Raw genomic sequence first — 22,114 nt, 5'->3', positions numbered from 1 at the left:
TATATGCGTATCAATTTGATTGCATCAACACATTAGACTCAAGACAACTTTCGTCTCGCTCTCTTTTAATTATTCGGTTCAAAAACGGTCACAACTTCAACATGGGCAGTTTGTGGGAATTGATCCAATGGTTGAACATCCCCTTTAATATGAAAGCCTTGTTCTATTAAGTATTTCGCATCTCTTGCCATTGTTGCTGGGTTGCATGACACATAAACAAACCGATCTGGTCGCATCTCAGTTACTGCATCAAGTAATTCATTGGTCAACCCCCGACGAGGTGGATCAACAAAAATAACATTAGCATGTAACCCTTCCTGCTGCCATCGATGCATCTGTGCTGGCGCATCCGCAGTAATAAACGTAGCATTTTTCACTTGATTATTCATCACATTTTTTTGCGCATCAATAACCGCACGTTCAATTACCTCAACCCCTAACACCTGCTTTACCTGGCTGGCAACTGTTAATCCAATCGTTCCTATACCTGAATAAGCATCAATGACTGTATCCGTTGGCTTTAGTTCTGCTTTTCTAGCAGCCAAGGCATACAGCACTTCTGTTGTTTGTGGATTTACTTGATAAAACGAGTTTGGTCCAATTTCAAATTCAATGCCCAGCAAGGTATCATGAATAGCATCTGCCCCCCATAATGTCCGATTATCACCAGACATTAACAAATGTAAGGCTCTTGGATTATGATTCAAAACAACGCTACGAATTCCTGGAACAACTGCCGCAATTTCGTTTGCAATAGCCATTTCATCTTTAATAGTTGCCGTTTGCGCAACTAAAACAACCATTAATTCATGACTATAATAACCCCGACGCACCATGATGTAGCGCATTTCACCCTGCTGTGTCTCATCACTGAATACCGAAATATGGTGTGCATTTAAAATATCGCGAACTGTGCCAATTGTTTGATCAATAACAGGATCATTAACATAGTAATCACTTAAAGGGAGAATTTCTCCTGGTGTTCGTCGTTTAATAAATCCTGTCACTAGCTTATCGCCATCACGTTTGATGGGTACCACAGTTTTATTGCGGTAATGCGTTGGATTCTCCATACCTATTGTTGGTGCAATATTTGCATCAATACCTGCTGCTGCATAAAATTTTTCCACTTGAAATTGCTTTAATTTTAGTTGTGCTTCATAACGTAAGTTAATGTACGGCGCAATTCCAACATCAAGTAGATAATCTTTACCAGCTTCCAAACGATCTGGTGATGGGTCTACGACATCAATCACCTCTGCACGGGCAAACTTTCGATTAACTTGTGTTATTTCAAAAGTGACTGTCTCATCAGGAAAAGCATTTGCCATGTGAATTGGATAATCATTCAACATCACAACACCAAAACCATTATAGAGAACATCGATTACCTGACCCGTCAATTTTTGTCCCAAACGAACAGGCATGATTGTATGACTCATATTATCTCTCTCATTATCTTTAGCATTCTGCTTCCTATTATACTAGTTTATTAATTGTAGGCAATCAATCAATTGGGCATCCAATAAGACGGCACAACTGTTGAACCATCCAGATTATACTTGGCAGCGCCACACTAACCCCAATTAACCATTTAAAAAATCGCATATCTGCCACAATTGTTTTCAAACCTACTTTGACTTCCGCCATATCTAATTTTAATTCTTGAACATCTTGTTTCAAATCACTGACATCGCGTTTTAAATAACGAACGTCCACCTGTAATTCAGTTACGCTATCTTTTAAAAGTTGTACATCACTTTTTAAACCGGAAATTTCATCATTATAATGCATACTTTCATGCTTTAAAGAAGCAACATCTTGTTGTAAATGCTTAAAATCTTGTTGTAAATGCTTAAAATCATTATTTTTAAACGACATGAAATCATCTACTGTCATTAAGTTGTGTACTTCTAAATTCGTTGCCACCATATTCATCCCCATTTCATTACTGGTAGAGCTTATTATATCAATAACTTTCCCAAAACTTAGACGAGGTTTTATTCGTTTTTAAAAAAAGAAGTTGGAACGAAAAAATGTCCCAACCTTGTTTACTAAAATTATAATCCTGTAGCTCATATAGCATAAACGCGCGCCAAAAGTCTGAAGCCTTAATATAACGCTTTCCTAAATAACTATTCAAAAATAGTTTGATCTCGTTCGACAAACCACATAAGACCAATAAAAATCAAAATTGCGATAACCATAACGGTTGTCTGTAGGAACCAGCTATCAAGTTGTGCAAACAGTACACCATATGCCCAAGGGGCTCCAGCGGCAATTAAATAACCACCCGTTTGTGCCATACCTGATAACGCTGAACTTTCCAATGGATTGCGAGTTCTGATTGCGTATGATGTTACCATGTAGACAAAGACAGCCGTGCCGCCTAATCCGATAAAGCTAGTCACAATTAACCACCAAACTAGACCTGCCTGCGTGTTATACATCATAATGATTGCAATTAACCACAACACTGTTGCACCAGTCATAAAACGCACACGTTGCTTATAGTTCGCCCGTTCTAAGAAACTTGGTACCCACATTGATGCCGGAATACCAATCAGTGACATGACCCCAATAACCCAGCCTGATTGCGTTGCTGTTAATCCAGTATGTTGTGCAACCGTTGGCACCCAAGCAATACTCGTATAAAAAACTGCTGATTGAATACCGGCCATGACTAACATTGCCCATGCATATTTATTACGCCATGGATGCACATGATCCGGCATATTGTCAACTGAACGGACTCGTTGATTAACAGATGTGTCAACATTTATAGCCATATGTAACACCCACGTTACCACAACTAAGAAAACAATGACTGACAAGAATAATACCAACATTTGCCAACTAAAGGCCTTGGTAATTGGTACTGCAATGATTTGAAAAATTGCGGTCATCAATGTCATGGTTGTGCTATATAATGACGTGTACGCACCAATTTTATTAGGGGTAAATTTAACCAATGTTGCTGGCAACAAAACGTTGATAAAGGCAATTCCTGAACCAACTAAAATTGTGCCGATAAATAACATTGATGCACTGGCAACACGTAGAAGTGACCCAAATAGTACGAGTAACAAAGCAACTAACAATGTCTTTTCCATACCAAAACGACGTGTGAAATAACTTGTCGTTGGCGAAAAAATTGCAAAAGTTAATAATGGCAAGGTTGTCAGTATGCCAAGTTGACTAACAGGTAGCCCAAATGAATGCGCAACATTATCAATAACTACTGGTATTGTGGTAAATGTTGATCGCATGACGACACCTAATAAGACAATACTCAGTGTAAATAACCACTTTTTCTTCATTTTCTGCTCCTTCAAATAAGTTCTACTCACAACCATATAATAAAATGGGCAAAATAAAAAGCCAGCTATTTTAAATATAACTGACATAATTACTTATATTTGAAAACTTCGTCGCTTACTTTGTAGCAAAATTAGCAAATTGTGCCCCAACGCCAGCCAAGAATTCCTTAGTACCTTCGTTAGTGATCTTACCGTTTTCATCAGCAAGTTCCATTGTGTTACCAATGTACAACTCAGGTTGGTGCATGATCTTCATATCCAAGAAGTCCAATGAATTACGCAATACGTGGTGTGCAGCCACACCAGCAATACCAGAAATTGATTGAGAAGCTGGCAATACTGGCTTACCTGCCCAAACACTTTGTCCCCATGGACGTGATGCAACATCCAATGCATTCTTCAATGCAGCTGGAACACTACGGTTGTGTTCTGGCGTTACAATAATAAATGCATCTTGTGCTTTAACAGCTTCACGGAATTCTGTGTATTCAGCAGGTGAAGCTTCATCATAATCTTGGTTATACAAAGGCAACTTTGAGATGTCCAAGTATGTTACTTCAGCATCTGCAGGTAAACCAGCAACCAATGCTTCTGCAACACCCAATGAGTATGAGTTCTTACGAAGTGATCCAACAATTACACCATATTTTGTCATGTTAATTCTCCTTAAATTTCTTTCGTATGTACAACAATTAATTCGTTAATACTAGTTTAGCTTACTTTTTGGAAGTTGTAAATACTTATTTTTAATAAGTGAATCAGTTAGCAAAAAAGTACGTATCGACTTGATACGTACTTTCTTTTATCTAAAATTCAGTCTGATTAATCTTCCTTAGTTAGGTCAATCAAGATCTTAGATTGTGACTTGTCTGTTGATAGGCGATCAAATCCCTTTTCAACGACATCATCTAAACCAATAATATCCGTAATAACTGGCTCAACATTGATTTGACCTGAGCTAACAAGATCAACTGTTTGTTGGAAGGTCTCACGTGAGTATGCAATCGTTGATGTCAACTTAACACCAGCATTCATTAATTGCATTGGGTCAAATGAGATTGGGTGAGCAAAGATTGAAACGATTACTGCTGTTCCACGAGCTTTCGTCACATCGATTGCCTGCTCAAAGGTTGGTTGTACACCAGCAACTTCAAATGATACATCTGCACCACCACCCAAGATTTCGCGGACAGCTGCAACGGCATCATCAACTTCACCAGGGTTCACAACATCAGTTGCTCCCATGGCCAATGCCTTTTCCAATCGAACAGCTGATAGATCAACAGCAACGATCTTGGTAGCACCAGCAGCCTTTGCAGCTGCGGCAACTAACACACCGATTGGTCCGGCACCGAAGATGGCAACCTTTTGACCAAACTTCAAGCCACCCTCTTTGACCGCTTGTACAGCAACGGCAGTTGGCTCAATGGTTGCAGCCAACTTTAGTGGGAATTCTTCTGGCAATGCATATAGGTTAGCCTCTGGCACATTAACATGAGCAGCAAAACCACCATCAGTGCTTAATCCAATAAAGCTATAGCCATCATAAACGTCAACATCATCTGGTGATTCACCATGTGTCACCGTTGGGTTAACAGATACATGATCTCCAACTTTATAGTTCTTAACATCCTTACCAACTGATTCAATGACACCTGAGAATTCATGTCCCATTGTTAGTGGTGCTTCCCCACCAGTCAATTCATCAACCTTATCAACTGGAATAAAAACTGGTCCCTCTAAGTATTCATGCAAGTCACTTCCACAGATTCCTGCATATGCAACACGAATAACGACTTCATTGTCCTTTGCTGGCTTCAAGTCTACATCTTCAACACGAATATCCTTTACGCCATGCCATACTGCTGCCTTCATGTTAATACCCCCAAAAACATAAATTATTTAAAATAAATACTAAAACCATCATTCCATGAAATATATCTCTCATGAATAACTACATTTTATTCCCAAATTTCAAACTATGCAATAGTAAGTATACCTAAAAACGAAACAATAAAAATCCGTTTTTCAGGAAACACCATTACAGCAAGGTTAATGTGAATTAATTAACATAAAAACGCTTACATATTTTAAATTATATTCTATAAAAAGGGGATATGTTTGTTTTAAAAATCACAATATCTTACTTACACTTGCACACCCAATGCAGCAATAATATCCTTTTCCATTTTTTCAGGGGTAGTAATTGGTGCATAACGATGAATTAGTTGACCATCACGTCCGATTAAAAACTTTGTGTAATTCCACTTGATCGAACCGTTACCTGACATATCTTTTAAATACGCAAACAATTCATCTTCATCTTTTCCATTAACCATAACCCGTTTTGTCATTGGAAACGTGACCCCATAATGTACTTGGCAGTAATCACTAGTCTCTTCATCCGTGTCTAACTCTTGTTTAAACTGATTTGAAGGCAATCCTAGTACAACCAAGCCATCATCCTGATATTTCTTGTATAACGCTTCTAACCCTTCAAGTTGAGGTGCTAAACCGCACTTACTTGCGGTATTAACAATGATGACAACTTTATCAGTATAGTCTTTTAAATTGATTTCTTTCCCGTTCATTTCAGTTTCTGTAAAATCATAAATTGATGTCATAATATCCTTCTTCCTACAAATAAAAGTAATTAAGCGACAACTTGCACAATACTGAATAGAACCTGATTGTCATTACGCTTAAAAGTTTGTTTCCAAATTGAGTAATCGTTCTACGCTCAAAGCCTATCATAACTTTCATTATAAAGTCTAATGATTAAACCTAATTAAAAGTAAGCAACTAACGACGCTTTTCACAATTCATGAGCCATGTTTTGTTTTTGAATCATGTCATAATAGGCGCCGTGTTGTTTCATGAGTTCATCATTCGTGCCACGCTCAACAATCTCACCTTGATGTAAAACCAATATTGTATCAGCATGCTGAATTGTTGATAAACGGTGTGCAATAGCCATCGTTGTTCGTCCGGCTTGCATTTTTGCCAAGCTTTGTTGAATTAACTGTTCAGTTTCTGTATCAATATTGGCAGTTGCCTCATCCAAGATCAAAATTTTCGGATTTGTTGCAATTGTTCGAGCAAAAGCAATCAATTGTTTTTCACCCGTTGAGTAACTTGCTCCTCGTTCAATCACTTTCTCATCATATTTAGCTGGTAATTTATCGATGAATGTATCTGCACTAACAAATTTAGCCGCTTCTTTTATTTGTTCATCGGTTATTTGCTCATTAAATAACCTAATATTTGATTTAATCGTGCCATAAAACATAAATGGTTCCTGCAACACTAGTCCCATTTTAGAACGTAATTCCGCCATTGGATAATCTCTGATATCGCGGTCATCCAATAAAATTTCACCAGAGCCAAATTCATAGAAGCGCATTAATATATTAATAATCGACGTTTTACCACTTCCTGTCTGACCAACTAAAGCAATTGTTTGACCTGGCTCAGCGATAAATGACACATCCTTTAAAATTGGATGTTTACCATCATAAGAAAAAGTGACGTGTCGGAACTCAATTTTCCCCAATGTTAAAGTTGCATTAGCTTGTTCATGTTGTTGTGGCGCAAAAGTTTGTTCATCAACGATTCTTAACACTCTGGCTCCAGCCACAATACCATCTTGAAAGTCACTAAAACTCTCCATGACTTGTCCCATTGGATTATAAAAATTCTCTAGATATGTGACAAATGCGTAGACCACACCAGCGGCAACATAAGAATGTAACCCGTGAATACCAAAAATCCCCAATACGACAACTGTTCCCAAGGCATAAAACAAGTTGATGATTGGTCCTAACAATAGAGAATTGACACGTATCATCGCCTTGCGAGTCGCCAAATATTCACTGTTAACCTCTTGAAATTCATTATCAACTCGTGTCTCTTGTCGAAATTCTTGAATAACACTGATACCATTAATTGATTCAGCCAACTTATTATTAAGCGCACTCAATTTTTCACGCATGCGACGATAGACCCTTGAACTGTACTTTTGGTAATACCAAATAATAAGTCCTAAAAATGGCCAAAAAATAGTCAACCATAGAGCAATTTCTTTGTCCGTGGTAAACATTGCAAAGAATGCTGTAACCATCGAAAATACGGCAATAATCAAGCTACTAAATAATTGCCAAAAATTCTGAAATGCCATGGTATCGTTTGTTAATCGAGATAAAATTGATCCGCTCGGTACTTGATCAAAGTAACGCATCCCCAATTGGTGTAATTTTTTGAATAAAATTCGTCGCGTATCTTCCAACATATACTCAGCACCCATACTATACAAGTACATTTCGCCAAATTCAGTGATTGCTCGAATAATCATTCCAAATAAGTATAATCCGGCAAAGAACCAAATGATTCCCATCGTTGCTTGATGTTTGGCCAAATAATTATCAAAGTATATTTGGATAATTTTAGGCAACAAAATATTAATAACACTAACAACCGCTGAAAAAATAATTGACCAATAAAAATACCATTTAAATGGCTTGGCAAACAAAAATAAGCGCTTGATAATGTTTACTTGTTGTTTGAGAGGAATGCTATGTGCCCAGACAGATTCACTTTTTTTCGCCATATCATACCTCCCCTTCAACTGCTAAAGCTTGCAAAGCAAATGTTTTTGCATACCAACCATTTTGTGAGATCAACGAATCATGCGTTCCTCTTTCAATAATTTGACCATCTTGCATAACCAATATCTCATCAGCATCCATCACCGAACTTAAACGATGTGAAGCAATAATGGTCGTCTTATTTTGTCGCTCCTGGCGTAACGTCTGTAAAATTGCTGTTTCCGTTTCAGCATCCACCGCTGACAGTGCATCATCCAAAATCAGTAGCTCAGGATCAATCAATAATGCACGGGCAATGGCTAGTCGTTGTCGTTGACCACCCGATAATGAAATTCCTTCTTCACCAACTGGTGTATCATACCCTTCCGGCATATTATCTACCTGTTCTGCTAAATCGCTTTTATAAGCAGCTTTCTCAACTTCAGCTTGCGTTACATTTGGACGTGCAAAACGAATATTTTCACGAACGGTGTCAGAAAACAGATACGTTTCCTGTGGAACGTATCCAATCGCTGGCATATATGCATCCAGTTGATACTGGCGAATGTCTAATGAATTAAACGTTATTGCACCTTGATAATTATCAAATTCTCGTAATAACAAACGAATAATCGTACTTTTCCCAGATCCAACTGATCCAACTAAACCTAACGTTTTACCAGCTGCAATATTGAAATTAATATTTGTTAACGCCGGATCTGTTGCCCCCGGAAAGGTGAATGATGCAACTTGATAATCGACATTTCCTACCGGCGTTTTATTCACAGCATCTTCAGGTTCAATAATGCTACTTTTTTCTGCCATGATCGCTTCAATTCGATCATAACTCGCATTACCACGTTCTAAAGTATTGAATAACATACCTAAAGCAAACATCGGCCAAACAAGCATTGATAAATAAGAGACAAACGAAACCAATGCGCCTAAAGTAATTACCGAATTATTTACTAAATGACCACCATAGATAATCGTAACAACATATGAAATGGCCATAATCATCGTTGTAATCGGATCAAACAAGGCATCTAGTTTATTTACATGTTGATTAATCGTAATCGTGTCATCAATCTGTTGATTAAAATCTTGTATATCTTCCGCTTCTTGACCAAAGCTTTTGATAACTTTGACACCACTAATACTTTCTTGCGCTTTGTTATTCAATCGTGAAAATGCTGCTTGTGATTTTTTAAAGGCAATATGCATCTTATTACCGAGTGTACGTGCCATCACTGCCAATAATGGCAATGGTAAGATAGCAATCAAGGTCAGCCGCCAGTCAACAACTAACATCATGGCAATCAAAGTTGTGCCACCCGTTATCAATGAGTCTGCAAATTGCAGAATACCACCACCAGCAACTCGTTGAATAGCTGATAAATCATTTGTCGCATGCGCCATCAAATCACCCCTACGATACCGCTGAAAAAAAGCTGTATCCATTTGCATATAATGCCAAAAAATACGGTGACGCAATAATGATTCTAATTTTGCTGCTTCACCCCAAATTGCATTACGCCACATATAACGTGCGATGTACTGGATAATAGCAACTGCTACTAACCCACCTAATAGTAGAAACAGATAATCAGCGGTTAGTTTTTCATCACGAATTAAATCGACAAGGTGCCCGATAATCCAAGGCGGAAAAATACCAAAGATAGCCGTTAGCACTAATCCCAGCACCCCAATGGCATAAATTCGCCATTCCTGTTTAAAATACCAACTTAATTTTATGAAAATGCTCACATTCTCACCTCCTTGAATATTAAATTAAAAATGCATGATAATATATTTTATACCATTTTAATACGTAAATAACTAGTTTCTGATGTTACTGCCAAATTTTCTAACTAAAAACCCCACACTCATCACTATAGACGTGAGAAGGGTGGGTAATTCCTACTATTCATGGTTGATTGTTAGTGTCGAACCCATTGGATCAACAATGACGATTTGATCATGAGAATTTTCAATTAAACCTGGCATTTGTTCTGCACGTTGTGTTAACAGTGCAAAGTACTTTTCGTCGACAATCACCTGCCAACCAACTAGACCAGCCTCATCGAGATGGCGACGGTCACTATGGCGACTTTGCCATAGATTAACTGCATGATGGTGATGATAATGATTATTCGAATAAAAACTAGCACCCGGCCGCATATCAGTTACTAGATCCATCTGTAAAAAGTCTAAAAAGAAGTGATCAGCCACGTCTAAGTCATTCCCCATAAAATGTAAATGACCAATTTTCATCCCCACCGAAAATCCTGACCATTCATGTGTTTTTTTAGCTAGTAGCGCATCAGCATCAACTTCATCAGTGCCCATCTTTACCTGTCCATCTGTCCACTGCCAACCTGCTGCATCGCGATCATGATAAAGTTCAAGACCATTTCCTTCAAAGTCATTAATATACAGTGCTTCACTGACCGTATGATCACCTGCACCAACCGGAATCTGTAACGTTAGCAAACGATGTAACAACGAAGCTAATTCTGCTGCGCTTGGAAATAATAACGCAACATGATACAGTCCTGTTTGAGCAACAGTTTGTGCTTTACCATTTAATAACATTGTTAGAAATGGTGCTTCACCTTCTCGAAACGCATAATCAATATGGTTTTCATCTGATGAGACATCGACTAAGCCCAAAACTTTTTCATAAAAAATACGTGTCCGTTCTTCATCTACAACACGCATTGTTAAATGCTGAATATCATATCTTGACGTTTTCATTTTACACATCTCTTTCCTTATTTTGCCTACTAAAAGTAAGTGTATCACAGATTACTTATAACGAGCAAAAAGAAAAGAACCAAGGTTGGGACATAGCCTTTTGGTCCAACTTTGATTCTTAGCCTTATTCTAAAAATGTATTCTTGCCTGCTTTCATCTAAATCACTTATGATTCAGACACAGTCGTCCCGTCATTGAAAGTAATGTTTGCTTGTGATTCTGAAGTTGCCGATGAACTTTCAGCTTGTTCATTAACAATGCTAGCAAAGTTATTTTGTAAATCAGCATTTTGCGTTTGCGATAAGGTTAGATCCTCGCCACTTGCCGTTTCTGTCGCATAGACAGTACCTTGACCATCATGAATCACGAAGAAATAAGTCGTTGGTGCATCCGAACCTTGTCGTGAACCAGTCGCAACTGCAACAACTTGATAGTCAGCCTTTTTGTCTGCCTTAGGTGACCAGGTAAATGATACATCTTTATTATCAAGTTTTAGATGACCATCTAGCTTACCCTTTTGCAATGCTTCGGGGAACTTATAGGTTAAGTGTTGTGGTGTCCCACCATCGTAAGTACCAACATAGGTTTGACCGACTGCCTGTTGCCAGACTCCCATGTAATCAGCTAACTCTTTCATTTGGCTATCTGACCACTGGGCAGCTACCTTTTCTGATGTTTTTTTCTTCTCACTACTTGATTTCTTTTTTTCACTACTATTTTTCTTGCTATCTGTTTTTGTTTTCTTTGATGTTTTTGCCGAGCTTGCTTTTGACTTACTTGTATCTCTTTGGGTTGTTTCCGTACCAATTTGGGCATTTTGTTGATTGTGTCTTACCACAACAACCCCACCACCAATTAATACGATTAGCACAACGGCAGCCGCAATAATTAGATCATAATTATATTTTGGCTTCTTGTACTTTGTTGGTTGTAACTCTTCAGCTGGTTCCAACGGTTGCTCTTCATTCAAATCACCTGAATTCAAGGATTCCTGATCTGCAACACTATCATTTTCAATAGAAGCAGCTTGTTCATCTTCAACATTCTCAGACTGATTTACCTCAGCCGCCTCTTCAATAGAAGGTTCATCCGCCACATTATCCCCGGATTGTACTTCATCCGCTGTTGAATCAGTTTTATCCTCGCTAATCGGATTCTCTGCTACAGAAGGTGCTGCTGTTTCAGATTCAGCTGCTGATTCTTCGTCAGGTAACTGCTCATCTGCTTGAATTCTCTCACGCAAATGTTTCGTCATATCATTAAATTCATCTTCTGTAATAGCACCAGCTTCCAATAAATCTTGGTACTGGCGCAATCTTTCTTTATCGGTCATCGTTTAAATCCTCCAATAACCTAATGAGATTTATTTCTTCTTTCCATTATCCCATACAATAGGTGAGTCACGCGAATATTTCTTTTGCTCTGGCTAAAAGTGATGAATGATTAAATAATGAAAATAATTTTTATTTTTTCTAGTCATCAAAATAATTTTATATACCAATATAGTCATTCACATGCTTGTTTTTGACGAAAATCCTTATCACATTGAAATGCACAAACGTTTTAAAGATTGATAATATGCGATTATATACTTTTTCTATCACATCAAGTGTTAAAAATTCCTTTAAATAAATAATTGAAAATAATTTTCATCGCATTTGTGAATATATACCATTGCAAAAAATCACCTTGTATTACTCATATTTTGGCTGTATACTCATTTTGCGTCATGTCATTACATATCACGCAGAAAAGAGGGGCTTTTATCAAAAAATTATTTATCGATATGGACAATACACTAGTTGATACTTTGCCTGCATTAAATGCTGAAAGTCAAAATGTCCAAAAATATAACGTTAAAAAACCAGACCAAATTCCTGGCATCTTCTGCCACCTAAAACCATTACCTGGTGCAATAGAAGGTGTCAAAGAATTAGCCAAACACTTTGATTTATACATTCTTTCCACTGCGCCTTGGGAAAATCCTAGTTCTTGGCAAGATAAAATCAACTGGCTAACCGAGTACTTCGGTAATGATGCAGACAGTCCCTTTTACAAAAAGGTTGTCTTAACTCATCAAAAGAATTTAGTAAAAATGCCAGATAGCCTGTTACTAGACGATCGCCCTTATCATGGTGCGAGTGATTGGGATGATGCCAAAATAGATAGTTTTTGGCTACAATACGGCTATGATAGTCGACTTGTATGGACTGCAGAACTGGTGCCTTTTTTGATTAGCATCGCCAATTCAAACGAGGGCTCTCTGCGTGACGATATCGCATATGCGAATAAACAAAACCAATACGCATTACGTCATGCAACCACAGAATTTAAAAAAGAAAGTTGGGAATAAAAAATGACTATTGTTTCAGGAAAAGATGTTGTTTCAAAAGCTCGTTTATCAGGATATGCTGTCGGTGCATTTAACACCAACAATCTTGAGTGGACAGAAGCCATTTTACGTGTTGCACAAGCACAACAAGCACCAACAATCGTTGCTGCTTCAATGGGTGCCATTAAGTATATGGGTGGTTTCAAAACCGTTGCTGACTTAATTCGTAACTTGGATTACGAGTTAAACATCACCGTACCAATTGCGATTCATCTTGATCATGGTGATTATGAAGCTGCAAAGTCTGCCATCGCTGCCGGATTTACATCAGTCATGTTTGATGGTTCGCATCTACCATTAGAGGAAAACCTAGCCAAAACGCGTGAAATCGTTGCCTTGGCGCATGCTAAAGGTATCTCGGTAGAAGCCGAAGTTGGTACAATTGGTGGCGAAGAAGATGGTATTATCGGCGATGGTGAAATTGCACCTGTTGAAGAAACAATTGCTATGGTAGAAACTGGTATTGATTTCTTAGCAGCTGGTATCGGTAACATTCATGGTCCTTATCCAGATAATTGGAAAGGTCTCCACCTCGACCATTTGCAAAAGATTACAACAGCCATTGATGAAGCTGCTGGTTATAAAGTACCCGTGGTCTTGCATGGTGGTTCAGGTGTTCCTGATGATCAAATTCGAACAGCAATTTCGATGGGTGTTTCAAAAGTTAACGTTAATACTGAAGCCCAATTAGCATTCCACCAAGCGTTGCGTGATTTCATTCTGGCTGATCATGACTTGGAAGGTAAGAACTACGACCCACGTAAGTTACTTGCACCTGGTGTAAAAGCCATTGAGAATGCTCTAGTAGATCGTATTGCTGTGTTCGGCAGCGCTAACCACGCTTAATCAATAAAATACTAGCAAAAAACAAGCTATCACTGACTAAAAATTTGCCAGTAAGATAGCTTGTTTTTTTGCGGATCAACATAATTAAATCTACTATTTTACGACTAGCTAAGGTAGTATATTGTTTAGTCAGTTTCAGGCATCACACCAAATTAAAAGGACAACCAATCTCTATGAATAACATTCTTAATTATCAACGATTCCTTTGGGTTATAACGACCCGTCTACTGTTGATAATCATACTATTCGGTACACTACCTTTATTTATTCTCACTGCCATTTTTATTTTCGTATTCCTAGTGATTAAACTATTTACGATGGTGCCCTATTCACTCGGTTTGAAAATCATCCTATTTATTAGTTACACCATTACACTAATTCTGCAGCTTGTTTTTTATATTAGTGTTGTTTTCTCAAATCAAGGAACGCATCAACTGCTACTGCACTTTATTGCAGCAGCAACATTACCATTGCCATTTTTACTGGAAGATGTTGTTATTTACACAAAAAATACATCTTTTTATTTACCTTCTGTTGAAGAAGTTAGCACAATTACTTTTTCACAGATGAAGCGTCATCAAAAACGTATTTACCAAGCAGTAAATACATTTGGCAAATTCCGGCATACACTGTCAATGCATAATCTCCAAGAAATTTTTAGTGATTTAAATCGGCATAGTGCCATCCGCTATGTAAATAATGGCTCTTTAGATAATGATTATTTTCAAAAGGCTGAACAATCTCTAACTGACCCTGGTCTCTACATCGTCATTTCAAACACCGGTAGTGCTGCCAGTGAACTAATTGGTTTATTCACGCAAAAACAATTTAATCATGCTTCACTTAGTTTTGATGCCGACTTAACAACTATCATTAGCTACAATGGTGGTGGACGTGTCTATCCGCCCGGCTTAAATCCTGAAATGATTCATGCTTTCCATAAAAAAGCTGATGCATCAGTATTAATTTATCGTCTCCCAGTGTCAGTTGCTCAAAAACGAAAAGTCATTGATACCATTAAACAAATCAATCAGACGGGTAGTGCCTATAACATACTGGGACTAGTAACAAAACATTCGATGCGTCGTAACATCATGTTTTGCTCACAATTTGTTTATACCATGTTGCAAATTGCTGATGCGACCTATTTTGATAAAGAACCTGGTCATGTGCAACCAACCGATTTTATTGAGTTAGATTATCATAGGAAACTAACGTATGTTTCAGAGATAAAGTTTTAAAATATGAGCATTCTAAAAAAACTTGTGCAGCTATTTTTTTACAACTGCACAAGTTTTTTCATCCCCCTATAAACACCCAAATATGCCGTAACTCCTTTTGAATCACTTCCTTTGAAAAGGAGGTTAACGCGTGATTCTTGTTTTCATTATCATTAGGGTCTAGCAACCGAATATATTCGTCATCTGCGTGCGTTAGAACCATGATGTGACCAACTGTTGTAAATCGACCAGGTTTCACAGAAATGAGCACTGGCACGTTGTTTTTTAGGTATGGTAATGCATCCGCAACGTCTGTCCCAAGATCCTTATACTTATAACCATACTTTTCTGCAAAAGCAGGAAAAATAGACCATAAGGTGCCGGCATCTGTAAAATAGTCATTTCCCGCCCAGTTAAGCACTTGATTAATCGTTAATGGTGTATGTTGCCAATAAGCATTAATCATTGCTAATGAAGCAATGGCGCATGCGTTGTTACCAACAGTTGCATCGGTTCCCCAGCCATAAATTTCATTAGCCCATCGTTCATCAGTCTGCAAAATTAAGCCATCATTTAATCCTTGTGCTTTTAACTGTTCCCTGACAGCCATGCCATAGCTTTTCATTAGATTTTCCAAATTTTCTACCCAGCTATCTATTTAGCCACCTCATTGGCTAAATTTATTTTTATATCAATAAATTTATTATACTCCGCTTATAATTTTATTAACTATAAAAAGACTAATGAATTCTACGCCAGAAAAAAAGTACCATCAGCATAGCGCTAATAGTACTTTTTGCATTCATTTAATTAGAAGCTAAACTTGTTACCGTTGTCTTCTTTGATGTACTTTGAAGTTAGACCTTCAGCTTCAAGGAACTCGCGGAATGGTACAAGCTCTTCAGCTTCGTACTTTTCCTTGTAAGACTTAACAACATCTTCGCTGTACAAGTTAGTATCCAGCTTCAATGTCTCAACAGGAATTGGACGATCCTTAGTGATCTTAGCATCGATAACAACAACACGACCTTGGTTGTAGTAATCAACAGCTTCCTTCATGACACGATCGATATCTTCGATACGGCTAACCGTCAAACCAACAGCACCTTGTGCCTCACCGATCTTAGCGTAATCAACGTCAGTAAAGTCAACACCGAAGTTGTAAGTATTAGTATCCTCATACTTGTTCTTGATGAAACCGTACTCAGTGTTTGTGAACACAACGTTGATAACTGGCATGTTGTAGCGAACGTTTGTCACAACATCTGGGTAAGTCATTGAGAAGGCACCATCACCCATCAAGTTCCAAACTTGACGGTCTGGATAAGTGTTCTTGGCACCGATACCACCTGGCAAACCAATACCCATTGTGGCGAACAACGGTGAAGTACGCCACATGTTCTTTGGTGTCATGTGCAAGTGACGGATTGACATTTGAGTAACGTTACCAACATCAGTTGAGAAGATTGCATCTTCTGCAGCGTACTTGTTAATAGCATTGTAAACTTGGTAAGCTTGAAGATCACCTTCAGTCTTTTGCTCAAGTTTGTTCATGTAATCACGCCAGTTTTGAACGTTCTTAATGTTAGCATTCCACCAAGCTGATTCTTCAACAGGTGCAACCTTTGCAAGGATAGCATCAATTGCTTCACCAGCATCACCAAGGATAGCAACGTCAGTTTGGTGACGCTTACCTAGCATAGCTGGGTTGTTATCAATTTGGATGAACTTTTCAACGTTACGGAATGTACCTTCAACTTCTGAGAATGGGAAGTTTGTTCCAACGAACAAGACAGTATCTGCTTCAAGAACAGATTCGTTAGCTGGCTTCCAACCAACACGGAATGTTGATCCAGTCAAAGCTTCGAAGTCCCAATCGAAAGTCTCAAAGTTCTTTCCTGTTGTAATAACAGGTGCCTTGATCTTACGAGCCAATTCTTGAACGGCTGGACCATGTCCCATAGTACCAACACCGGCATAAATAACTGGACGCTTTGCTTGGTTCAATAGTTCTACAGCTTCGTCAATATCTGCTGCATCAACTGGTGCTGACTTGTAGTTCTTGAACTTTAGTCCTGAAGAATACAAAGGTGTTGAATAGATTGAATCTGCATCTAATTCTGCAAATCCAAAGTCAGCAGGAACTTCAAGAACTGCTACACCATGCTTAGCGATTGCAGTACGAATTGCATCATCAACCAAGTGAGGTAGTTGCTCTGCAGTAGCAACACGACGGTTATAAACCGCAATGTTTTCATACATTGGGTTTTGGTTCAATTCTTGGAATGAGTCCATGTTCAATTCACGAACTGGCTTTGAACCCAAGATTGCCAATACAGGAACGTTATCCATTGCTGCATCGTACAAACCGTTAATCAAGTGAGTTGCACCAGGTCCACCTGATCCAACAGTAACACCAATCTTACCGCCAAACTTCCATTGCATAACTGCGGCCATGGCACCAACTTCTTCGTGCTTAACTTGCAAGAACTTGATGTTGTTTTCAGGATTTCCCATCGCATCCATGAATCCACTCAATGTTCCGGATGGCACACCGTATACAGTGTGAACACCCCAACCTTCCATAACCTTCAAAGCTGCTAAACCAGCAGTTGTTTTGTTCTCTGACATTTCAACATATCTCCCTACATGTTTGCGTTCTGGAAACGCTTTCTTACTTTTACCAGTTAAAATTATATTTTAAGTAGTAGTATAATGTCAAGCTAGTTTTTATAAAATAAATCAATATAATATAGAAGCATATACAGGGATTCTTTCAAATAAAACATTATTGTAAACTTATTATAACTAAATACAATATATTATGATTATTTTGTATTATATTACTATGTCAGAAAAAATGTTTGATTTATAAAAAAATTCCTTTTTATCTTCAAATTTATTTCATAAATTTATGTCTAATAATTAATGAACATTTTCACAAAACATTCAAATGTTTTTAAAACAATATTCATGAAACTTGCCGTTAATTTTTTCACAATTTCTGAAATTATGTAAAATTGTCAAAAGTATATAATCACTAATTAGTGAAATTTATCCCAAAACAAAAGAACTGCTCCAATTACATATTGAAAACAGGTCTTGAGTTATAAAAATTTATTTAAATGCCCAACTTTTTTGTAGCACTTCAACTGTTAGCCTGGTGCTCTTTACTAGTATTTATTATCTACACCACCACTTGAACTTAGTCACTAATTGCTGGTGCTTGACGTACAAATTCTGTACTATTTAATTGTTCTAACATGTACCAAGCTAGGTTAGCTCGCGATAGTTTTGACTGTAATTTATCCTTACCCAAATACCCAACATGCACGCTTTTATTTAAAGGTTTATCAGTTAATAGCGATGCAATTCTAAGTAGCGTCCAATCACAGTCAGATTGACGAACTAACTCCGTATATTTAACAATTGATTCATAATAACTCGGACTACCTTTACGAATCATTGTCCGTCTTAATTTAAATTTTGTGCTATCAATATCAAGTGCATCCTGTGCACTAGTTGTTGATAACGCCACAAAGCGTTTGATACCAAATTCTTTTAGCGCCGTCAAAATATTTGCGATTCCCAAACTGATTTGTTGATCACTCTCCGGCTTGCCTGTGGGACCCAAGGCACTTACAACGGCTTGACTGCCTGAAATTGCCTGTTTAACCATGTTTAAATCATCTAACTGTCCTTCAACAACTTTTAAATTTGAGTCAGTCAAAGTCAATTTTGCTGCTTCTCTGACATAAGCAACCACCTGATAACTACGATTCAAAGCTTGCTGAATAACTTGACTACCAGTTTTACCACTTGCGCCAAAAACTGTAATTTGCATTAAATTCACCTACCCTTTACTAATATGTTATATACTCTTTAAATTATTTTAACATTAAAACTCATACTAATCATTTTACAAGTGCTTGGAAGGGAATAGTTATTCTGAACAGAAAAAGACATCAAACCACCTATTTGAAATCGGTAGTTTGACGCCTTCATACTTTAAAAACTGAAGCGAGTTTCAAACTATGTTTGATTTTTTAATGATAACTGCCATTGTAATTGTTCAGAGATACCATTATTAAGAATTTCTGTTATTAAATTTACAATTACCGTTGCCTTTGGTCGATCCGTTCTCTTCATATAAAAAATAAGTGTCGTTAAAATTGTATTAGCTGTAATTTCTACTAGTAAATCAATATCAAAATCCTCCTTATCTAAAGGATAATTCAAATGCCTTTTGATAATTTCACTACAGAAATCGATGAGTTTTGGCCGAAAAGTTGTATTATGTTTATTTTCCAATAATACTTCATAATAATTTTTATACTGACTATAGAGCCGGCGACATTGTTCAATAGATACCTGAATATTATCACTTATTATCATTTTCTGTACGCTAGGTTGTGAAGATTTTGGCAGTAGGTGATTTTCAAACTGGTCCAACAAATCATATATATCAGTAAAATGTGCATAAAAAGTACTACGATTACATGGTACTTGCTCAATGATCTCACGTACGCTAATTTGTTGTAGGCTTTTTTGTTGATATAACGTCCAAAAAGCCTGCATAATTTTGTAATTCATCATTTGTTTTTTCACTATATTAACCATCACACGACTCTTTCTGATTTCACGTCTCCCAACAAAACAGTGCACATTGTTGGTTGTTTCTAATTAATATTTTTTTATAATTTTAAGTACAATATAAATTATATAAGGATAGGAAATTAAAATATGTCATTTTTATATCTAGTTATCGCTGGTGTAATCATGGGAGAATTCACTGTTATCACAGGAGGTGGCGCTGGGGCACTCTATGTTAGTATCCTAACTTTAGGTTTTAACGTCTCTCCCGTTGTTGCAACAGCTACTTCATTAGCAACTATGTTCCCAGTAGCAGCCATTAGTAGTGGTTTACATGCTAAATCAGGTAACATAAATTTTAAAATTGGCTGGATCATGATTGGTTGGGGCACTATCGGTGCATTAATTGGATCATACTTTTCTAATGATATCCCCACAAATCACTACAACCGCTTAATCGGTAGTATCATCATCTTGCTAACCGTCTTGATGATAATTAAAAAAAGGCAACCTGTCAAACTTGTTAAATCAGTCTACCACAGTAACAAATACACCTTTTGTCAAACCAGCTTTTTTGGTATTATCAGCGGCTTATTATCCGGATCAGTTGGCACGAGTGGTACAACAACAATTATTGCTGGTTTAACACTTCTTGGTTGCACAACATTTCAAACTGTTGGCACATCAGTATTTGTTTTATCTGGTATTTCGTTGGTCGGTTTTATTGCAAGAGCAACAAGTGGCTCTGTTGATTGGCTACTCGCTAGTATACTTGCTGGTAGCGCTATCGTAGGCGCCACTTTAGGTGCAAATTTGCTCAAAATTAGTATCGCTAAACAATCAAAATCACAAAACAATCAGATTGTCGATGCTTTGCTTATTTTAGGAAATTTGATAATGGGACTCGCATTACTATTTAAATAATGATACCTGCCATGAATGACTTACTCTAAAAAAAGGAGCTGTGAAATAAATTTTCACAGCTCCTTTTTTATTACAATTTATTTATTAAAATATGCCTTCAATTCATCAACCTTGTCTAAACGCTCCCATGGCAAGTCCAATTCTGGACGACCAAAGTGACCGTAGGCAGCAGTGGCTTCATAACGTGGCTTACGCAAATCCAAGTCTTCGATAATACCAGCTGGACGCAATTCAAACAAATCACGAATAGCGACAACCAAATCATCATCAGATACCTTACCAGTACCGAATGTATTGACGTTAACTGAAACTGGCGCTGCCACACCGATGGCATAGGCAACTTGAATTTCAACCTTTTCAGCCAAACCAGCAGCCACAATGTTCTTGGCAATGTGACGCGTTGCATATGCAGCTGAACGGTCAACCTTTGTAGCATCCTTTCCAGAGAAAGCACCACCACCATGACGTGCATAACCACCGTATGTATCAACGATTACCTTACGACCCGTCATACCAGCATCGCCCTTAGGTCCACCAATAACAAAACGACCGGTTGGGTTAATCAAATAACGTGTCTCATCATCAACCATATCTGCAGGTAGGATTGGCTTGATAATTAACTCACGTACATCACGACGTAATTGCTCCAATGATACCGATGCACGGTGTTGTGTTGACAAAACAACTGTATCAATACGAATTGGCTTATCATTTTCATCAAGTTCGACAGTTACTTGAGCTTTTGCATCAGGCAATAGGTAATCCAAAATACCTGCACGACGAACGTCTGCTTGCTTCTTTACTAACTTATGTGACAAAACAACTGATAGTGGTAGATATTCATCAGTTTCGTTGGTTGCAAAACCAAACATCAAACCTTGATCACCAGCACCAATTTGGTCAAGCGGATCAACGCCACCATCCTCACGTTGTTCAATAGCTGAATCAACACCTTGGGCAATATCTGGTGATTGCTCATCAATTGTAATACCCACATGAATATCATCAGCCAAGAAACCAGCATCGGGATCATCATACCCAATACGCTTCAAGGTCTTACGTACAATATCATTAATATTCACATATGCGGTCGTTGATACCTCACCAAATACATTAACATATCCAGTTGTGACAGATGTTTCAACGGCTGTTCGTGCTTGTGGATCTTCTTTTAGAACGGCATCCAAAATGGCATCTGAAATTTGATCAGACACCTTATCTGGGTGACCTTCTGAAACGGATTCTGACGTAAATAAACGCTTTTCTGACATGATTTATTAAATATCTCCTTTGCTAACGAAAATCAAAATAAATAACCCCGGCGACCACACATAGGCGGCACGTCGGGGTTTAGTCGATATGCGCCTATCTGCTAGAAATTACCACATCACCGTTACGGTAGTTGGTGTCAGCTCACGGGGTCTAGTCCCTCCCTGACTCTTGATAGGATGTCGAGTTATTTACTTTTTAATACTTAAC

At 37.8% G+C, this 22,114-nt stretch carries 19 protein-coding genes and 1 riboswitch; of the genes, 4 read left to right on the top strand and 15 right to left on the bottom strand.

The window, feature by feature from the left end; genetic code table 11:
- Positions 1-65 precede the first annotated feature (65 nt).
- From rlmD to QRX23_RS01055, 10 genes are all read right to left on the bottom strand, one after another.
- Positions 66-1,442, bottom strand: a complete 1,377-nt coding sequence (gene rlmD, locus QRX23_RS01100) for a 23S rRNA (uracil(1939)-C(5))-methyltransferase RlmD (RefSeq protein ID WP_150191379.1) — start codon at positions 1,440-1,442, stop codon at positions 66-68.
- A gap of 64 nt (positions 1,443-1,506) precedes the next feature.
- Positions 1,507-1,932, bottom strand: a complete 426-nt coding sequence (locus QRX23_RS01095) for a hypothetical protein (protein ID WP_330155637.1) — start codon at positions 1,930-1,932, stop codon at positions 1,507-1,509.
- A 203-nt stretch (positions 1,933-2,135) separates the two neighbouring features.
- Positions 2,136-3,320 (bottom strand): MFS transporter, encoded by a 1,185-nt coding sequence (locus QRX23_RS01090; RefSeq protein WP_330155636.1) that lies wholly within the window; start codon positions 3,318-3,320, stop codon positions 2,136-2,138.
- A 115-nt stretch (positions 3,321-3,435) separates the two neighbouring features.
- Positions 3,436-3,975 (bottom strand): NADPH-dependent FMN reductase, encoded by a 540-nt coding sequence (locus QRX23_RS01085; RefSeq protein ID WP_330155635.1) that lies wholly within the window; start codon positions 3,973-3,975, stop codon positions 3,436-3,438.
- Between the two features lie 167 nt (positions 3,976-4,142).
- A complete protein-coding gene (locus tag QRX23_RS01080) occupies positions 4,143-5,195 on the bottom strand; it encodes a 2,3-butanediol dehydrogenase (RefSeq protein ID WP_330155634.1) in 1,053 nt (350 codons plus the stop codon).
- A gap of 272 nt (positions 5,196-5,467) precedes the next feature.
- The gene (locus tag QRX23_RS01075; RefSeq protein ID WP_330155633.1) at positions 5,468-5,944 is read right to left on the bottom strand and encodes a glutathione peroxidase; all 477 of its coding nucleotides are present in this window, start codon (positions 5,942-5,944) and stop codon (positions 5,468-5,470) included.
- A 191-nt stretch (positions 5,945-6,135) separates the two neighbouring features.
- The gene (locus QRX23_RS01070; RefSeq protein WP_330155632.1) at positions 6,136-7,926 is read right to left on the bottom strand and encodes an ABC transporter ATP-binding protein; all 1,791 of its coding nucleotides are present in this window, start codon (positions 7,924-7,926) and stop codon (positions 6,136-6,138) included.
- A gap of 1 nt (position 7,927) precedes the next feature.
- The gene (locus QRX23_RS01065) at positions 7,928-9,670 is read right to left on the bottom strand and encodes an ABC transporter ATP-binding protein (protein WP_330155631.1); all 1,743 of its coding nucleotides are present in this window, start codon (positions 9,668-9,670) and stop codon (positions 7,928-7,930) included.
- 156 nt (positions 9,671-9,826) lie between these two features.
- Positions 9,827-10,660, bottom strand: coding sequence for a VOC family protein (locus tag QRX23_RS01060; RefSeq protein ID WP_330155630.1), 834 nt, complete (start codon positions 10,658-10,660; stop codon positions 9,827-9,829).
- A gap of 166 nt (positions 10,661-10,826) precedes the next feature.
- Entirely contained in the window at positions 10,827-11,993 is a 1,167-nt protein-coding gene (locus QRX23_RS01055) for a DUF4767 domain-containing protein (RefSeq protein ID WP_330155629.1), read from the bottom strand.
- Between the two features lie 453 nt (positions 11,994-12,446).
- On the opposite strand from QRX23_RS01055, the gene QRX23_RS01050 reads away from it, so the two are divergent.
- The 3 genes from QRX23_RS01050 to QRX23_RS01040 all read left to right on the top strand — a co-directional run bounded on the left by QRX23_RS01050 (position 12,447) and on the right by QRX23_RS01040 (position 15,139).
- Entirely contained in the window at positions 12,447-13,013 is a 567-nt protein-coding gene (locus QRX23_RS01050) for a 5' nucleotidase, NT5C type (RefSeq protein ID WP_330155628.1), read from the top strand.
- A gap of 3 nt (positions 13,014-13,016) precedes the next feature.
- Positions 13,017-13,898, top strand: coding sequence for a class II fructose-bisphosphate aldolase (locus tag QRX23_RS01045; protein WP_330155627.1), 882 nt, complete (start codon positions 13,017-13,019; stop codon positions 13,896-13,898).
- Between the two features lie 299 nt (positions 13,899-14,197).
- Positions 14,198-15,139, top strand: a complete 942-nt coding sequence (locus QRX23_RS01040; protein ID WP_330155626.1) for a hypothetical protein — start codon at positions 14,198-14,200, stop codon at positions 15,137-15,139.
- A gap of 58 nt (positions 15,140-15,197) precedes the next feature.
- Here the strand turns inward: QRX23_RS01040 and QRX23_RS01035 are convergent, their stop codons facing one another.
- The 4 genes from QRX23_RS01035 to QRX23_RS01020 all read right to left on the bottom strand — a co-directional run bounded on the left by QRX23_RS01035 (position 15,198) and on the right by QRX23_RS01020 (position 19,738).
- Positions 15,198-15,743, bottom strand: coding sequence for a C39 family peptidase (locus tag QRX23_RS01035; RefSeq protein ID WP_330155625.1), 546 nt, complete (start codon positions 15,741-15,743; stop codon positions 15,198-15,200).
- Between the two features lie 185 nt (positions 15,744-15,928).
- A complete protein-coding gene (spxB, locus tag QRX23_RS01030; protein WP_002828784.1) occupies positions 15,929-17,749 on the bottom strand; it encodes a pyruvate oxidase in 1,821 nt (606 codons plus the stop codon).
- 574 nt (positions 17,750-18,323) lie between these two features.
- Complete coding sequence (locus QRX23_RS01025; RefSeq protein WP_330155624.1) at positions 18,324-18,962, bottom strand: NAD(P)-dependent oxidoreductase; 639 nt, start codon at positions 18,960-18,962, stop codon at positions 18,324-18,326.
- Between the two features lie 188 nt (positions 18,963-19,150).
- Entirely contained in the window at positions 19,151-19,738 is a 588-nt protein-coding gene (locus QRX23_RS01020; RefSeq protein WP_330156114.1) for a TetR/AcrR family transcriptional regulator, read from the bottom strand.
- Positions 19,739-19,861: 123 nt separating this feature from the next.
- Between QRX23_RS01020 and QRX23_RS01015 the strand changes: the two genes are divergently transcribed.
- Positions 19,862-20,635, top strand: a complete 774-nt coding sequence (locus QRX23_RS01015; RefSeq protein WP_330155623.1) for a sulfite exporter TauE/SafE family protein — start codon at positions 19,862-19,864, stop codon at positions 20,633-20,635.
- 77 nt (positions 20,636-20,712) lie between these two features.
- Here QRX23_RS01015 and metK read toward each other — a convergent pair whose 3' ends face one another.
- On the bottom strand, positions 20,713-21,906 hold the full coding sequence (gene metK / locus QRX23_RS01010) for a methionine adenosyltransferase (RefSeq protein ID WP_330155622.1): 1,194 nt from the start codon (positions 21,904-21,906) through the stop codon (positions 20,713-20,715).
- A gap of 91 nt (positions 21,907-21,997) precedes the next feature.
- Positions 21,998-22,085: riboswitch (SAM riboswitch) on the bottom strand.
- Positions 22,086-22,114 lie beyond the last annotated feature (29 nt).

Source organism: Weissella paramesenteroides, assembly GCF_036327715.1.
GTDB lineage: Bacteria > Bacillota > Bacilli > Lactobacillales > Lactobacillaceae > Weissella > Weissella paramesenteroides.
The sequence above is the reverse complement of the archived record's forward strand: the minus strand, read 5'-3'. Positions and strand labels throughout refer to the sequence as shown.

Coding starts and splice junctions, on each gene's coding strand:
- rlmD (WP_150191379.1), bottom strand. CDS start 1,442: ATGAGTCATACAATCATGCCTGTTCGTTTGGGACAAAAATTGACGGGT.
- QRX23_RS01095 (WP_330155637.1), bottom strand. CDS start 1,932: ATGGTGGCAACGAATTTAGAAGTACACAACTTAATGACAGTAGATGAT.
- QRX23_RS01090 (WP_330155636.1), bottom strand. CDS start 3,320: ATGAAGAAAAAGTGGTTATTTACACTGAGTATTGTCTTATTAGGTGTC.
- QRX23_RS01085 (WP_330155635.1), bottom strand. CDS start 3,975: ATGACAAAATATGGTGTAATTGTTGGATCACTTCGTAAGAACTCATAC.
- QRX23_RS01080 (WP_330155634.1), bottom strand. CDS start 5,195: ATGAAGGCAGCAGTATGGCATGGCGTAAAGGATATTCGTGTTGAAGAT.
- QRX23_RS01075 (WP_330155633.1), bottom strand. CDS start 5,944: ATGACATCAATTTATGATTTTACAGAAACTGAAATGAACGGGAAAGAA.
- QRX23_RS01070 (WP_330155632.1), bottom strand. CDS start 7,926: ATGGCGAAAAAAAGTGAATCTGTCTGGGCACATAGCATTCCTCTCAAA.
- QRX23_RS01060 (WP_330155630.1), bottom strand. CDS start 10,660: ATGAAAACGTCAAGATATGATATTCAGCATTTAACAATGCGTGTTGTA.
- QRX23_RS01055 (WP_330155629.1), bottom strand. CDS start 11,993: ATGACCGATAAAGAAAGATTGCGCCAGTACCAAGATTTATTGGAAGCT.
- QRX23_RS01050 (WP_330155628.1), top strand. CDS start 12,447: ATGGACAATACACTAGTTGATACTTTGCCTGCATTAAATGCTGAAAGT.
- QRX23_RS01045 (WP_330155627.1), top strand. CDS start 13,017: ATGACTATTGTTTCAGGAAAAGATGTTGTTTCAAAAGCTCGTTTATCA.
- QRX23_RS01035 (WP_330155625.1), bottom strand. CDS start 15,743: ATGAAAAGCTATGGCATGGCTGTCAGGGAACAGTTAAAAGCACAAGGA.
- spxB (WP_002828784.1), bottom strand. CDS start 17,749: ATGTCAGAGAACAAAACAACTGCTGGTTTAGCAGCTTTGAAGGTTATG.
- QRX23_RS01025 (WP_330155624.1), bottom strand. CDS start 18,962: ATGCAAATTACAGTTTTTGGCGCAAGTGGTAAAACTGGTAGTCAAGTT.
- QRX23_RS01020 (WP_330156114.1), bottom strand. CDS start 19,738: ATGGTTAATATAGTGAAAAAACAAATGATGAATTACAAAATTATGCAG.
- QRX23_RS01015 (WP_330155623.1), top strand. CDS start 19,862: ATGTCATTTTTATATCTAGTTATCGCTGGTGTAATCATGGGAGAATTC.
- metK (WP_330155622.1), bottom strand. CDS start 21,906: ATGTCAGAAAAGCGTTTATTTACGTCAGAATCCGTTTCAGAAGGTCAC.